Consider the following 13,629-nt stretch of genomic DNA (forward strand, 5'->3'; position numbering starts at 1 on the left):
AACGCAGCGATGATGGAGGACTACCTCAAGTTCATCGCCAACCGTCGCCTGACCCAGATTGGGTTGAAGGAAGAGTACCCGGGGACTACCAACCCGTTCCCGTGGATGAGCGAGATCATGGACTTGAAGAAAGAGAAGAACTTCTTCGAGACCCGTGTGATCGAGTATCAGACTGGTGGGGCGTTGAGCTGGGATTGATCGTCCGGGCTGAGCATCGAGAAGGCTGCCGATTGGCAGCCTTTTTTATTGGCTGGGGAATGGCAGAACAGGAAGCATCCTACAACTTTTACCGTTGTCACTTTGAACGCATAGCGATAACGTTTCATGGCGCTTAAGAACGCTCACGCAGCGGAACACCGTTCCCGTTAGCAACGGCTCTCCAATATCAGGATGGCCAAACATGGACAGTCTCAATACCCCTACCCTCTTCTTTCGCCACAACCGTCCTCTTCACACCCTCTGGCTCGAATCCCAAGCCTGGTTTTGCGCCCACGAACTCGGCCGGCTGAGCGGGCACTTCTTCGATGAGCACTGCATGCGCAAGCTCGACCCGGACCAGTACCGCACGGTGCAGTTGCTGCGCTATGGCAAGTACCAGGAGACCACCATGGTCAGCGAGTCCGGGGCCTATACCTTGTTGGCACATCATCATGTGCCGGAGAACCGCCATTTGCGCTGGTGGCTGACGCATGAGGTGGTGGCGGTGCTGCGTGATCGGCAGGCGGACGGGGTTGAGGATGCGCCGCGGCTGGGGCAGATGTGCTGGCCTGGTGGGCGGTCGGCGACGTTGTTGTATTGGCAGAGTGAGCCTTGGGTGAGGATGCGGGAGATGCCGGTGGTGCTGGCTGGGGAGGTGGAACAGCTACCGCAGGTGGAGAAGCGGAAGTTGAGTTGGCGGGAGTGTGCGCAGCGGGCGCTGCGGATGCATGGAGTTTAGGGGGCTGTTTTTGTCTGTGCTGGCCTCTTCGCGGGTGAACCCGCTCCCACAGGGGGACTTAGTCTGCTGGAATGACTTAGTTAGCCGGTCAAGAGCAGGTCGCTACTTGCCTTGGTAATGCGCTATTTGAGTTGGCGCCAGACCTGTGGGAGCGGGTTTACCCGCGAACACCGGCGAAGCCGGTGCCATGCACCGAGCTGGATTCTTCGCGGGCGCGCCCGCTCCCACAGGTACAGTGCAAGCATTTGAACTGAGCTGTATTTTGAGAGCAAAGGCTTGCAAATCTACGAAGTCTATTCAAGCCGGTCGGCAGCCTTCTTGTATGCCTGATCTTTTTCACGACGATCAACAGCTACTACAAAGACCACGATCTCTTGATCAATGACCTGATAGACCAGCCTATACCCGCTGCTGCGCAGCTTTATCTTGTAGCAGTCTGGTAGCGAGTGAAGGCGATTGGCTTCAACCCGAGGATTCAGCAGAACCTCCGCCAGTTTCTTTTTGAACTGCTGACGCACGGTATCGCCCAGCTTCTTCCACTCCTTCAATGCACGGGAATCGAAGTCGAGGCTATAGGTCATCCAGCTGCACCCTCACGCGCTGCGGAGAAGCAAGCCGCTCTTGTACGGTGGCGATGAGGTCTTCATCTTCCTCGGTCATCAGGACCGGCCGGAAGGGTAGCTTTCCCCGCTCGGCTACATATTGAAGCGCCTGCCGCATGAGCTCGGAGGGCGTTACGCCCAAGCGCTCAAGCTCCTTGTAGGCGCGGGCTTTGAGATCGTCGTCGACGCGGATGTTGATGGAAGCCATGGCTTCGCCCTCAGGTAAAGACGTTTGTCATTACAATGCACTGGTATTGGTGGCTCTGCAATAGCGATATTTGCGCCAGCAGTGGCAATAGCTGCGCAAAAACCCATAGCCTGTGCCATCGCCGGGGCCGCTTTGCGGCCCTTTCGCGACGCAAGGCCGCTCCTACACGGGATCGCGTATCACTGGGAATTTGTGTGGCAGTTGCCGGTCAGAATCCGCCAGGGCCTTAAACGAAAAAAGCGCAATGGGCGCTTTTTTCGAGGGTTGGTAAACAGCGGGGGGCCAAGCGCTCGATCTCAGCCGGTCAAGCGCGCCGTAAAAAGGGGCCCCGCCCACGCCGACAAGGGGGTACGGCATCAACGAGGATGCCGGGACTGGACATGCCAGTCTACGTGGTCGAGGGCGAGGCCTGATTTGAAGATAGCGCAGGGGAGCAGCGCGGTCCACTGCCAGGTCGGGTTGATTTGTTTGCCTGCAAAGCTGTTGTCATCGTATCTCTTTACAGAGTGCACGATAGAGCCTCTACGCGTTAATTTACGGGGATCTTGCCTTTAATCACCAGGCCATTATGCGTTGACAGTCCCTCTCACCCTTGCTAATAATCGCCCACAGTTGTACGACAACACATAACAAAAACAACAATCCGTGGACGAACCCATGTCGACACTCATCCCGCTGCACCCACGTCTGTCTCTTCCCACGGTCTGCTGGCGTACCCCCTCGAGTACCTAGCGCCCGGTTACTGCATTCACCCCTGGCCCTGACCGGCCCGTTACTTACCCGCCCCTGCCGCAGGCCGCTTGCGCGTGCCCGGTGGACGGGCTGCCATACCCTTCGGGAGCATAACAATAATGAAGATCTGCCATACCCTGCCCTTCGCGCTGCTTGGCGCCGGGGTTATCGCCGGCTTGCCAGGTACCAGCCTGGCGGCGGGTTTTGTCGAGGACAGCAAGGCCACCCTCGGCCTGCGCAACTTCTACATCAACCGCAACTTCACCAACCCGAGCAACCCGCAAAGCAAGGCCGAGGAATGGACGCAAAGCTTCATCCTCGACGCCCGTTCGGGGTTCACCGAGGGGCCGATCGGCTTCGGCGTGGATGTACTGGGGCTGTGGTCGGTCAAGCTGGATGGCGGTGGTGGTACCTATGGCACGGCGTTGTTGCCGCGCCATGACGATGGCAAGCCGGCCGATGACTACGGGCGCCTGGCAGTGGCGGGCAAGGCACGCATCTCCAGAACAGAACTGAAGATCGGTGAGTGGATGCCGGTGCTTCCGATTCTGCGCTCGGACGACGGGCGTTCGTTGCCACAGACGTTCCGTGGCGGGCAGGTCACGTCCAACGAGATTGCCGGGCTGACCTTGTATGGCGGGCAGTTCCGCGGCAACAGCCCGCGCAACGACGCCAGCATGGGCGACATGAGCTACGGCGGTGGCGTGTCGGACCGCTTCAACTTTGTTGGTGGCGAGTACAAGTTCAATCAGGACCGCACCCTGGTCGGGCTGTGGAATGCGGCGCTGAAGGATGTGTACCAGCAGCAGTACCTGCAACTGAGCCACAGTCAGCCGGTGGGTGGCTGGACCCTGGGCGCCAACCTGGGCTACTTCAATGGCGATGACGATGGCGCCAAACGCGCTGGCGAGCTGGACAACAAGACTTACTCGGGAATGTTCTCGGCCAAGTACGGTGGCAACACCTTCTGGGTCGGGCTGCAGAAAGTCGATGGCGATACCTGGATGCGGGTCAACGGCACCAGTGGCGGCACCCTGGCCAACGACAGTTACAACTCCAGCTTCGACAACGCCAACGAGCGCTCGTGGCAGGTGCGCCATGACTTCAACTTCGTCACCGTCGGGGTGCCGGGGCTGACCTTGATGAACCGCTATATCAGCGGGCGCGATGTGCACAGCGGGGTGGTGACCGATGGCAAGGAGTGGGTGCGTGAGACGGAACTGGCGTATGTGATCCAGAGCGGGGCGTTCAAGGATTTGAGTGTGAAATGGCGCAATTCGTCGATTCGTCGGGATTACAGCAATAACGAGTTTGATGAGAACCGGTTGATCTTTAACTATCCGTTGTCGTTGCTGTAACCAAGGGCGAGGCGAACGCGATCCCTGTGGGAGCGGGCATGCCCGCGAAGCCGGCAACTCGGTGCATGGCACCGGCTTCGCCGGTGTTCGCGGGCGCGCCCGCTCCCACAAGAGACCGCGTAACCCGTCGAGGGCTGTGCATGCCTCATTGACAACCACCAGAACGACCGCCAATATTCACCGCAGTCATACGACAACCTACAACAACTAACAACAAGAGCCGGCCATGACCACTACTCCCCTCAATCGCCTGCTGCTCACTGGAGCCGCAGGCGGCCTGGGCAAGGTCCTTCGCGAACGCCTGCAGGGCTACGCCGAAGTCCTGCGCCTTTCTGACATCAGCCCCATGGCACCTGCCGCAGGTCCGCATGAAGAGGTCATCACCTGCGACCTGGCCGACAAGGCTGCAGTACATGCCTTGGTCGAAGGCGTGGACGCCATCATCCACTTCGGTGGCGTGTCTACCGAGCACTCCTTCGAAGAGATCCTCGGCCCTAACATCTGCGGCGTGTTCCACATCTACGAGGCAGCACGCAAGCATGGCGTGAAACGCATCATCTTCGCCAGTTCCAACCACACCATCGGTTTCTACCGCCAGGATGAGCGCATCGACGCCCATTCACCACGCCGCCCGGACAGCTATTACGGGCTGTCCAAGTGCTACGGCGAGGATGTTGCCAGCTTCTACTTCGACCGCTACGGCATCGAGACCGTCAGCATCCGCATTGGCTCGTCGTTCCCGCAACCACAGAACCGGCGGATGCTTTGCACCTGGCTGAGCTATGACGACCTGGTGCAACTGATCGAGCGCGGGCTGTTCACGCCAGACGTTGGCCACACCATCGTCTACGGCGCCTCCGACAACCGCACCGTGTGGTGGGACAACCGCCATGCCGAGCACCTGGGCTACGTGCCAAAGGACAGCTCCGAACCCTTCCGCGCCGCCGTGGAAGCCCAGCCGGCGCTCGCTGCCGACGACCCGAGCATGGTCTATCAGGGCGGTGCCTTCGCCGTGGCCGGCCCGTTCAACTGACCTGAGGGGGAGGCACGGCCATGAACTGCGAACTGATTGTCGACGCCCGCAACAGCACCGGCGAAAGCCCCGTTTGGCACCCAGGCGAACAGGCCCTGTACTGGGTCGACATTCCCGCTCGCCAGCTACACCGCTGGCAGGCGGCCGATGGCACCCACCGGGTCTGGCAAGGCGACGAGATGCTAGCCTGCATCGCCCGCTACGGTGACGGCTGGGTGGCGGGAATGGAAAGTGGCATCTTCCAGCTGCAGGCCAAAGCAGATGGCAGCCTGGATAGCCGTTTACTCAGCAGCGTGGAACATGCCCAGGCTGGCATGCGCTTCAACGATGGCCGCTGCGACCGCCAGGGCCGCTTCTGGGCCGGCACCATGTTGCTGGACATGCAGCAAGGCGCGCATGTCGGCGCGCTGTACCGGCATGACGGCGAAGGTCGGCTGCACCTGCAGCAGGGCGGCATGATCGTGCCCAACGGCCTGGCCTTCAGCCCCGACGGCAAGCGCATGTATCTGTCCGATTCACACCCCGATGTGCAAAAGGTCTGGACGTTCGACTACGACATCGACAGCGGCACCCCGCACGACCAGCGGCTGTTCGTCGACATGCGCAGCCACCCCGGCCGCCCCGACGGCGCCGCCATGGACCAGGATGGCTGCTACTGGGTCTGCGGCAACGACGCCGGGCAGATCCACCGTTTCACCCCCGATGGCCGCCTCGACCGCTCGCTCAGCGTGCCGGTGAAAAAGCCGGCGATGTGTGCCTTCGGCGGCGCCTGCCTCGACACCCTGTACGTCACCTCGATCCGCCCCTCGGGCATCGACCTCGGCGACCAGCCGCTGGCTGGCGGGGTATTTGCCCTCAAACCTGGCACCAAGGGCCTGGAGGAACCTGTCTACCGGGGCTAAGCCCCCATCCACCACCACACTTGCACGCTCGAAACCGGATAATAAAAACCACGGAGTTTCATCATGACCTTCAAACGCAAGCTGCTTCTTGCCGTTCTCCCGTTCGCCTTCAGCGTGGCCATGCCCGCCTCGGCCCTGGACATCAAGTTCGCCGAAATCCACCCCGCCGGCTACCCGACCGTGGTCGCCGAGCAGAACATGGGTAAAAAGCTCGAAGAAGCCAGTAATGGCGATATCACCTTCAAGATGTTCGCGGGCGGCGTGCTGGGCTCGGAAAAGGAAGTGATCGAACAGGCACAGATCGGCGCCGTGCAGATGACCCGCGTCAGCCTGGGTATCGTCGGCCCGGTGGTACCGGATGTGAACGTGTTCAACATGCCGTTCGTGTTCCGCGACCATGACCACATGCGCAAGATCATCGACGGCGAGATAGGCCAGGAGATCCTCGACAAGATCACCAACTCCGACTTCAACCTGGTGGCCCTGGCCTGGATGGATGGTGGCTCACGCAGCATCTACACCAAGAAGCCGGTGCGCAGCCTGGAAGACCTCAAGGGCATGAAGATTCGCGTGCAGGGCAACCCGCTGTTCATCGACATGATGAACGCCATGGGCGGCAATGGCATCGCCATGGACACCGGGGAAATCTTCAGCGCCCTGCAGACCGGGGTGATCGACGGCGCCGAAAACAACCCGCCAACCCTGCTCGAGCATAACCACTTCCAGAGCGCCAAGTACTACACCCTGACCGGCCACCTGATCCTGCCGGAGCCGGTAGTGATGTCCAAGACCACCTGGAACAAGCTCACCCCCGAGCAGCAGGTGCTGGTGAAGAAGGTCGCGCGTGAGGCGCAGATGGAGGAGCGCGCGCTGTGGGACGCCAAGTCCGCCGCCAGCGAAGAGAAGCTCAAGGCCGCCGGTGTCGAGTTCATCACCGTCGACAAGAAGCCGTTCTACGAAGCTACCGCTTCGGTCCGCGAAAAATACGGTGCGCAGTACGCCGACCTGATGAAACGTATCGACGCCGTCCAGTAATCGCGGCCCCTTCCTGAACGACCCCGGCAGTGCGGCGCCCGCCGCCCTGCCGCTTTGGTGATGCCGATGAAAAACCTCTTTCTACGTGCCAACGACACGCTGTACCGCGCCTGTATCTGGGTCGCCGGCCTGTCGATCCTGACCATGTCGCTGATCATTCCCTGGGGCATCTTCGCCCGCTACGTGCTCGGTACTGGCGCCAGTTGGCCGGAACCCGTGGCGATCTTGCTGATGGTGGTGTTCACCTTCGTCGGCGCAGCGGCCAGTTACCGTGCCGGGGCGCATATGGCGGTGGCGATGATCACCGACCGCCTGCCCGCGCTGCAGCGCCAGCTGGTGGCGCTGCTGGTGCAACTGCTGATGATTCTGGTGTGCGTGTTCATGACCTATTACGGCAGCAAGCTGTGCATCACCACCTGGAACCAGTTTCTGGCGTCGTTGCCCGGGGTGCGGGTGGGCATGACCTACGCGCCGATCCCGGTCGGCGGCGTGCTGACGTTGGTGTTCGTGCTGGAGAAACTGCTGCTGGGCGACCAGAGCCACCGCAAGGTGGTGCGCTTCGACCAGCTGGAAGAAAACGAGGGGGCGGCATAAATGGATGCGTTCATTCTGTTGGGCAGTTTCATCGCTCTCATCCTGCTGGGCATGCCGGTGGCCTACGCCTTGGGCCTGTCGGCGCTGATCGGAGCCTGGTGGATCGACATCCCACTGCAGGCGATGATGATCCAGGTGGCCAGTGGGGTTAACAAGTTCTCGCTGCTGGCGATTCCGTTCTTTGTCCTGGCCGGCGCGATCATGGCCGAAGGCGGCATGTCACGCCGGTTGGTGGCGTTTGCCGGTGTGCTGGTGGGCTTCGTGCGCGGCGGGCTGTCGCTGGTCAACATCATGGCCTCGACCTTCTTCGGGGCGATTTCCGGCTCGTCGGTGGCCGACACCGCGTCGGTGGGTTCCGTACTGATCCCGGAGATGGAGCGCAGGGGATACCCGCGCGAGTTCTCCACCGCAGTGACCGTCAGCGGCTCGGTACAGGCGCTGCTGACCCCGCCCAGCCACAACTCGGTGCTGTACTCGCTGGCGGCAGGCGGCACGGTATCGATTGCCTCGCTGTTCATGGCCGGGGTGATGCCCGGTTTGCTGCTAAGCGCAGTGATGATGGGCCTGTGCCTGCTGTTCGCCAAGAAGCGCAATTACCCCAAGGGCGAAGTGATCCCGATGCGCCAGGCGCTGAAGATTGCCGGTGAAGCACTGTGGGGGCTGATGGCCATGGTCATCATTCTCGGTGGCATCCTCAGCGGGGTGTTCACCGCGACCGAATCGGCAGCCGTGGCGGTGGTGTGGTCGTTCTTCGTGACCATGTTCGTCTACCGCGACTACAAGTGGCGCGACCTGCCCAAGCTGATGCACCGCACGGTACGCACCATCTCGATCGTGATGATCCTGATCGGCTTCGCTGCAAGCTTTGGCTACGTGATGACGCTGATGCAGATTCCGTCGAAGATCACCACGGCGTTTCTGACCCTGTCGGACAACCGCTATGTGATCCTGATGTGCATCAACTTCATGCTATTGCTGCTGGGCACGGTCATGGACATGGCACCGCTGATCCTGATTCTTACGCCGATCCTGCTGCCGGTGATAACCGGTATCGGCGTGGACCCGGTGCACTTTGGCATGATCATGCTGGTGAACCTGGGGATCGGGCTGGTCACGCCGCCGGTGGGGGCTGTGTTGTTCGTCGGCTCGGCAGTTGGCAAGGTGAGCATCGAATCGACGGTGAAGGCGATGCTGCCGTTCTACCTGGCGCTGTTCCTGGTGTTGATGGCGGTGACCTACATTCCGGCCATCTCGTTGTGGCTGCCTAGCGTGGTGCTGTAACGGCTACCGGCATGGACTGCCCCTGTGGGAGCGGCCTTGCGTCGCGAAAGGGCTGCAGAGCAGCCCCCGAATTTCGGCGTTGCTGCTGATATTGCCGGGGCCGCTTTGCGGCCCATTCGCGACGCAAGGCCGCTCCCACAGGGGCCCGATTTTTCTGCAAACGGATCCTGCACATGGCTGTCCCCTCCTCTGCTATCCCTCTATTCCCACGCAAATTGGCCATCGCCCTGCTGGCTTTGCTGGCCTGCTCATTCGCCGGCAACCACATCGCCGCACGCATCGCCTTCGATGACGGCACCGGCGTGCTGCTGGCCATCCTCTGCCGCTCGGGCATCACGTTCCTGGTCCTGGCCAGCCTGCTGCTATGGCAACGCCAGGCTCTGGCCCTGCCCGCCGGCACTCGCCGCTGGCAGTTGTTGCTCGGCCTGCTGATCGCCACCCAGAGCCTATGCCTGTACTCGGCGGTGGCGCGCATTCCGGTGGCCCTGGCGCTGCTGGTGGGCAACACCTTCCCGATGCTGCTCGCACTGCTCACCTGGGCGCTGGGTGGTGCTCGCCCCACTGGCCGCACCGTGCTGTTCATGGGCCTGATCCTGTGCGGCCTGGTACTGGCGCTGGATGTGCCGGCACGCCTGGCCGACAGCAGCGATGCCAACCCGCACTGGGCGCTGGGTGTCGGCCTGGCCTTCGGCGCCGCCTGTGCCTTTGCCTGCGCCTTGTGGATCACCGACCACAAGCTGGCCGCCGTACGCGGCCCGGTGCGCAGCCTGCTGACGCTGCTGATCGTGTTTTCCAGCATGCTGGTCGCAGGTGCAAGCGGCGTAATGCCGTCCGGCTTGTCGCTGCCGGGCAGCAGCAGCGGCTGGGCGGCGCTGGCGAGCCTGGTGGTGCTGTATGGCCTGGCCTTCACCTTGCTGTTTGTCTGCGTGCCGCGGCTGAACATGGCACAGAACGCACCAGTCATGAACGTCGAACCTATCGCGACCTTACTGCTTGGCTGGGCCTTGCTCGGCCAACAGCTGGGTACCCTGCAACTGCTCGGCGGTGCCGTGGTGGTGTGCGGCATCGTGCTGCTCACTTACCGGCGCCCCGCCTGACGCTTTTTCAAAGGAGCCTTGAATGGCTGTGACCGAACTGCACCTGCAGGACCGCCTGACCCGCCTGAGCCTGGCCCCGGAACTGGGCGCCAGCCTGGTCAACTGGCAGGTCAAGGCGACCGGGCAGGCGCTGCTGCGTCATTCCGACCACGACGCGCTGGCCAGCGGTACGCCGCGACGGCTAGCTTGCTACCCGCTGGCGCCGTGGTCCAACCGTATCGCCGAAGGAGGCTTTGCCCGGCCCGAAGGTTGGCAGGCTCTGGCGCCGAATACCGCGCATGACCCTTACCCGATTCATGGCAGCGCCTGGCAGCAGGCCTGGCAGGTGGAGCACTACAGTGAACGGCGGGCGCGACTGGCGCTGGACAGTTCCGTACCGTTTGCCTACCACGCCACCCTGGATGTGCATTTGCAAGAGGGTTGCCTGAACCTGGGCCTGCATGTAACGCACCTGGAGGAATCGGCTAACTGGTATGGGCTGGGGCTGCACCCTTACTTTCCACGCTATCCCGATACCAGGCTGCATGCAGCGGCACGCAAGGTGTGGCTGGCCGAGGATGGGCGCTTGCCGTCGTACCAGGCCGAAGTACCTGAACAGTGGAGTTTTGCAACGCTGGCCAGCCTGCCCGAAACGGTGGTTGATCACGCCTTCAGTGGCTGGCCGGGGACATGTGTGATCGAACAGCCAGGGGCCGGGTATCGGTTGGAATGCAGCGCCAGCGGGGCTGAGCACTTCTTGCTGTTCTGCCCTCAGGGGCAAGGTTTTTTCTGCTTTGAGCCGGTTAGCCACCCGGTCAATGCGCATCACCTGCCGGGGCGGCCGGGGTTGCGGTTGTTGCAGCGTGGGCAAATGATGAGCCTGGCGTTCAGGATTCAATATCGGGCGTTGTAACCGGGGTGCCCTCTGGGAGCGGTTTGAGCCGGTGCCATGCGCAGCTAATTACTGTTCAGGCAGCCCAACAGCTACTTCCCCTCATCAACCGGCTCCACCCGCTGCACCACGATTTGCATATGGTTCGCCATGTCCGTCAGTATCACCTCCCCTTCCTTGTACTCCGGGGTGATCATCAGCGTGCGGACAAAATGCTCGTTGCCGCCTTCGCGCTTTTGCACGTTCTCGAACGCCACGATGATCGTGTCATTGCGCCAGTTGCTGATGTCGAAACCGCCCGCAGCAACGAACTCACGAATGTCGCGCTCGTCATTGAAAACACTGGCAGGCAGGATCAGCAAGCGGTCCTTGAGAAACACCTCGTAGTACTGACGAGGCCCCACCGGCCAGTTCTGCTCCACCACATGCTCGATGCGCCAGTGATGGACGTTGTTCTCATAAACCACGACGCGTTCGACCTTGTGCCCGTTGCAGGCAACGAGCAAGGGCAACAGCAAAGCAGCGAACCCGCTACGCATTCGGCGCAAATTCATCCAGAAGCCTCGTTACATCAGCCATGCCATCATTTGCCAGCTTTCGCCGCCTGGCGGTTGGCCCTGCGCGTTTCTCGGTAGCCCACCAGGCGCACGCGCATTTCCCGGTAGCGCTGGCTATTGATCACCAACAAGGCCAGCAGCCCGAACAGAATTACCGAGACGTAGCCGCCCATGTGCGGCCGGTAAGCGTAGCTGGGCAACGCGGCCAGCACGGCCAGCCCGTTCAGGCCGACCAGCCCGCGCACGCCCCAGGCATAACCCCGCACCATGGCGATATGCGAGGCGACGCTCAGCGCCCCTGCCAGCGCCAGGACCAGCACCGACAGCGACCGGTCCGGGCTGCGCAGCCAGGTGGAGAACACCAGTGAAACACAGCCGCCAATGGCAAAGCAGGACAGCATGAACTCGGCGATGAACACGCCGAAGTAGCGGGAAAGAAATGCTTTCAGTTCCTGGCCCTGGGTCATTCGTCAACTTCCTCGTAAAGCCCCACGGCAACCGACTGCACAAAGCTACTGCTGGCAAAACCCGACAAGCCGCCTATCGAGTCCTTGATCAGGGTACGCGTGGCGTGCTGAATTTCGGTAGGGGTGAAACGCTTGATCGCGGTACCCGCCGCCTGCTTCAGCTTGAGCTGCTTGGCAGTGAGCGACGGATGCTTGATGAGCAACAGTTCCTCGGCCAAAGCTTTGCGTTGCTGCCGGGACAGACTATGGAACAGCTCTCTCCAGCCCTTGCCGGTCGCCGCTTTGCGAGCCTGCAGGAAACGCACGGTGTTCAGGCTCGATGCACCCACACCTGCCAGCGCTACGCCGTCGAGTATGCTCATTACCGTCTGGACCGTGTCATTACTGTCGAGCCAGTCGTTCTGCCCTGGGTCGAACACTTCGTTGAACACCCGGTACCCGCCCATCATGCACTGCCCGGTACCCGCAGCCGCGGCAGCATAACCGACCGCCGTCAACACCATGCTGGCGCCGCCAGTGAAAGGTACAGCAATGGTGCCGCTGAACATGACGACCCATCCAAGATAGGCGGACAGGCAACCCAAACTGGCGTTCACGGCCTCTGCCATCACCTTGCGCTCACGCGCGCCGGTTTGCAGCTGGGTCATGAACTGTTCAGGCGACTTGTATGGTGGTGCCTCCTGCAGAATCACACGCTTGGGCGCAATGCTGCAGATAGGCTTGAATTCGCGCAGGACGATCACGTTGTACTGGGCATCGATATAGACAACACCAGCACCAACGATACCCGGGTCGGCATCGATAGCCCTGAACAGCTTCTGTTGGTCGACAGTCAACAGCAGCCGTTGACGGGCCATTTGCTGCTGGTAGCCGCCCAGGACGCCGGTCATCAGATCGGTCACGACAACTCTCCTTTGTTTCGAAAAGCCGCTGCGCCGGCCCACGCATGCCCCGTGCAGGTCAGGCGACCTGCCGAGAGCAGCACGTGCACCGGCGCAAGCGCAACGGAGCGTGGGTTACACGTTCGGGCAAGGCACCGGCGCCCAGTCACCCATGTCGGGGCTGCGGCACATCTTGTTGACCTGGTCGACGCCAGCATTGGCCACCTGCTGGGCCTCGGCTTTCTTGGTGGTTGCCTTCTGCAGGGTCTTCTCGGTGGCGACCGCCTCTTGCGGTACGTTCTTGTTCACCTTGACGGCCTGGGTCTTCTTCTTGCCGGTGGTGGTCTTCGGCGGTTCAGCCACGGTCGCTACGTCGGTACGGGCCACGCCAACCTGCTTGAGGTCCTGCTCGTAGGCCTGGGTGTAGTTGTCGAGGTTTTCCGCAACGCGGCCGTTGACGGTAGCCAGCAGTTTGTTCGACTCCTGCAGGCCCGAGACGATCTCGGCCAGGCGCTTGCGCCCTTCGGTGTCGTTGATGCGGTTGGCCTTGCGGCCTTCAATCAGGCTGGTGAACTCACGCTGGTAGCAGCTTTGCGAAGCCTTGGCGTAGGCCGTGGTGCGGTCCAGGTCGGCGGCGCTCTTGTCGATGTCGGTGGCGTAAGAGGCAATGCGCTGCTTGTCGTCGCTGATCTGCTTCTGACGCTCGGTGTAGTAACCGGCCGCACCGCCCACCAGGGCACCACCCGCCGCACCGATGGCAGCGTTGCGGCCACGGTTGTCGCCATCGACCAGGGCGCCGGTCAAGGCACCGCCGAGGGCCCCGATGACGGCGCCTGTAGCAACCGAGCGGGTCATGTCACCGTCGGTGGAGCGCAGGTGCTGTACGGGCTGGTAGCAGCTCGGGTAGTACTCGACCTTGGTCGTGGCACCAACCTTGGACACCGGAGAGCTGGAGCAGCCCGCCAGCAGGACAGTGCTGAAACCGGCGGCAAGCAGCAGGGCGGAACGGGCATGGGTAGCCGTGAAGATGGTCTTGAACATGTCACTTTCTCACGTGGGTGGTTAAAACGGGGG

At 61.8% G+C, this 13,629-nt stretch carries 15 protein-coding genes and 1 pseudogene; 10 read left to right on the forward strand and 6 right to left on the reverse strand.

The features are described from left to right. Together JV551A3_RS24705 and JV551A3_RS24710 are read left to right on the forward strand one after the other, a co-directional pair. Positions 1-198, forward strand: a pseudogene (locus tag JV551A3_RS24705) (ribonucleotide-diphosphate reductase subunit beta); the annotation flags it as partial. Between the two features lie 202 nt (positions 199-400). Further along, complete coding sequence (locus JV551A3_RS24710) at positions 401-937, forward strand: BRO-N domain-containing protein (protein WP_133979204.1); 537 nt, start codon at positions 401-403, stop codon at positions 935-937. Positions 938-1,230: 293 nt separating this feature from the next. Here the strand turns inward: JV551A3_RS24710 and JV551A3_RS24720 are convergent, their stop codons facing one another. Both JV551A3_RS24720 and JV551A3_RS24725 read right to left on the reverse strand, forming a co-directional pair. After that, on the reverse strand, positions 1,231-1,518 hold the full coding sequence (locus JV551A3_RS24720) for a type II toxin-antitoxin system RelE family toxin (protein ID WP_133979206.1): 288 nt from the start codon (positions 1,516-1,518) through the stop codon (positions 1,231-1,233). Beyond that, positions 1,508-1,747 carry a type II toxin-antitoxin system RelB/DinJ family antitoxin gene (locus tag JV551A3_RS24725; protein WP_028700126.1) on the reverse strand — a complete coding sequence of 80 codons (240 nt, stop codon included), beginning with the start codon at positions 1,745-1,747 and terminating at the stop codon, positions 1,508-1,510. Before JV551A3_RS24725 ends, JV551A3_RS24720 begins: the two co-directional genes overlap by 11 nt. Before the next feature lie 851 nt (positions 1,748-2,598). Between JV551A3_RS24725 and JV551A3_RS24730 the strand changes: the two genes are divergently transcribed. The 8 genes from JV551A3_RS24730 to JV551A3_RS24770 all read left to right on the forward strand — a co-directional run bounded on the left by JV551A3_RS24730 (position 2,599) and on the right by JV551A3_RS24770 (position 10,671). Continuing rightward, positions 2,599-3,837 (forward strand): OprD family porin, encoded by a 1,239-nt coding sequence (locus JV551A3_RS24730; RefSeq protein ID WP_133974822.1) that lies wholly within the window; start codon positions 2,599-2,601, stop codon positions 3,835-3,837. A 226-nt stretch (positions 3,838-4,063) separates the two neighbouring features. After that, positions 4,064-4,870: an NAD-dependent epimerase/dehydratase family protein gene (locus tag JV551A3_RS24740; protein ID WP_112253459.1), complete on the forward strand. Its 807-nt coding sequence runs from the start codon at positions 4,064-4,066 to the stop codon at positions 4,868-4,870. 20 nt (positions 4,871-4,890) lie between these two features. After that, positions 4,891-5,772, forward strand: coding sequence for a glucurono-1,5-lactonase (locus JV551A3_RS24745; RefSeq protein WP_133974824.1), 882 nt, complete (start codon positions 4,891-4,893; stop codon positions 5,770-5,772). Between the two features lie 63 nt (positions 5,773-5,835). Then, the gene (locus JV551A3_RS24750; RefSeq protein ID WP_133974826.1) at positions 5,836-6,807 is read left to right on the forward strand and encodes a TRAP transporter substrate-binding protein; all 972 of its coding nucleotides are present in this window, start codon (positions 5,836-5,838) and stop codon (positions 6,805-6,807) included. Between the two features lie 66 nt (positions 6,808-6,873). Then, positions 6,874-7,401: a TRAP transporter small permease gene (locus JV551A3_RS24755; RefSeq protein ID WP_133974828.1), complete on the forward strand. Its 528-nt coding sequence runs from the start codon at positions 6,874-6,876 to the stop codon at positions 7,399-7,401. Continuing rightward, complete coding sequence (locus tag JV551A3_RS24760) at positions 7,402-8,682, forward strand: TRAP transporter large permease (protein WP_133974830.1); 1,281 nt, start codon at positions 7,402-7,404, stop codon at positions 8,680-8,682. A 173-nt stretch (positions 8,683-8,855) separates the two neighbouring features. Then, on the forward strand, positions 8,856-9,779 hold the full coding sequence (locus JV551A3_RS24765) for an EamA family transporter (protein ID WP_133974832.1): 924 nt from the start codon (positions 8,856-8,858) through the stop codon (positions 9,777-9,779). A gap of 22 nt (positions 9,780-9,801) precedes the next feature. After that, complete coding sequence (locus JV551A3_RS24770) at positions 9,802-10,671, forward strand: aldose 1-epimerase (RefSeq protein ID WP_133974834.1); 870 nt, start codon at positions 9,802-9,804, stop codon at positions 10,669-10,671. A 71-nt stretch (positions 10,672-10,742) separates the two neighbouring features. Here JV551A3_RS24770 and JV551A3_RS24775 read toward each other — a convergent pair whose 3' ends face one another. The 4 genes from JV551A3_RS24775 to tagQ all read right to left on the reverse strand — a co-directional run bounded on the left by JV551A3_RS24775 (position 10,743) and on the right by tagQ (position 13,596). Continuing rightward, a complete protein-coding gene (locus tag JV551A3_RS24775; protein ID WP_133974836.1) occupies positions 10,743-11,204 on the reverse strand; it encodes a hypothetical protein in 462 nt (153 codons plus the stop codon). Positions 11,205-11,233: 29 nt separating this feature from the next. Next, positions 11,234-11,674, reverse strand: coding sequence for a hypothetical protein (locus tag JV551A3_RS24780; protein ID WP_133974838.1), 441 nt, complete (start codon positions 11,672-11,674; stop codon positions 11,234-11,236). Next, the gene (locus JV551A3_RS24785; protein WP_133974902.1) at positions 11,671-12,564 is read right to left on the reverse strand and encodes an NAD synthetase; all 894 of its coding nucleotides are present in this window, start codon (positions 12,562-12,564) and stop codon (positions 11,671-11,673) included. Before JV551A3_RS24785 ends, JV551A3_RS24780 begins: the two co-directional genes overlap by 4 nt. 126 nt (positions 12,565-12,690) lie before the next feature. Continuing rightward, positions 12,691-13,596, reverse strand: a complete 906-nt coding sequence (gene tagQ / locus JV551A3_RS24790) for a type VI secretion system-associated lipoprotein TagQ (RefSeq protein WP_133974840.1) — start codon at positions 13,594-13,596, stop codon at positions 12,691-12,693. Positions 13,597-13,629: the final 33 nt, after the last annotated feature.

Source organism: Pseudomonas inefficax (assembly GCF_900277125.1).
Lineage (GTDB): Bacteria > Pseudomonadota > Gammaproteobacteria > Pseudomonadales > Pseudomonadaceae > Aquipseudomonas > Aquipseudomonas inefficax.

Bases quoted from the DNA above. Each gene is read 5' to 3' on its own strand.
- JV551A3_RS24710 (WP_133979204.1), top strand. From the start codon at position 401: ATGGACAGTCTCAATACCCCTACCCTCTTCTTTCGCCACAACCGTCCT.
- JV551A3_RS24720 (WP_133979206.1), bottom strand. From the start codon at position 1,518: ATGACCTATAGCCTCGACTTCGATTCCCGTGCATTGAAGGAGTGGAAG.
- JV551A3_RS24725 (WP_028700126.1), bottom strand. From the start codon at position 1,747: ATGGCTTCCATCAACATCCGCGTCGACGACGATCTCAAAGCCCGCGCC.
- JV551A3_RS24730 (WP_133974822.1), top strand. From the start codon at position 2,599: ATGAAGATCTGCCATACCCTGCCCTTCGCGCTGCTTGGCGCCGGGGTT.
- JV551A3_RS24740 (WP_112253459.1), top strand. From the start codon at position 4,064: ATGACCACTACTCCCCTCAATCGCCTGCTGCTCACTGGAGCCGCAGGC.
- JV551A3_RS24745 (WP_133974824.1), top strand. From the start codon at position 4,891: ATGAACTGCGAACTGATTGTCGACGCCCGCAACAGCACCGGCGAAAGC.
- JV551A3_RS24750 (WP_133974826.1), top strand. From the start codon at position 5,836: ATGACCTTCAAACGCAAGCTGCTTCTTGCCGTTCTCCCGTTCGCCTTC.
- JV551A3_RS24755 (WP_133974828.1), top strand. From the start codon at position 6,874: ATGAAAAACCTCTTTCTACGTGCCAACGACACGCTGTACCGCGCCTGT.
- JV551A3_RS24760 (WP_133974830.1), top strand. From the start codon at position 7,402: ATGGATGCGTTCATTCTGTTGGGCAGTTTCATCGCTCTCATCCTGCTG.
- JV551A3_RS24765 (WP_133974832.1), top strand. From the start codon at position 8,856: ATGGCTGTCCCCTCCTCTGCTATCCCTCTATTCCCACGCAAATTGGCC.
- JV551A3_RS24770 (WP_133974834.1), top strand. From the start codon at position 9,802: ATGGCTGTGACCGAACTGCACCTGCAGGACCGCCTGACCCGCCTGAGC.
- JV551A3_RS24775 (WP_133974836.1), bottom strand. From the start codon at position 11,204: ATGAATTTGCGCCGAATGCGTAGCGGGTTCGCTGCTTTGCTGTTGCCC.
- JV551A3_RS24780 (WP_133974838.1), bottom strand. From the start codon at position 11,674: ATGACCCAGGGCCAGGAACTGAAAGCATTTCTTTCCCGCTACTTCGGC.
- JV551A3_RS24785 (WP_133974902.1), bottom strand. From the start codon at position 12,564: ATGACCGGCGTCCTGGGCGGCTACCAGCAGCAAATGGCCCGTCAACGG.
- tagQ (WP_133974840.1), bottom strand. From the start codon at position 13,596: ATGTTCAAGACCATCTTCACGGCTACCCATGCCCGTTCCGCCCTGCTG.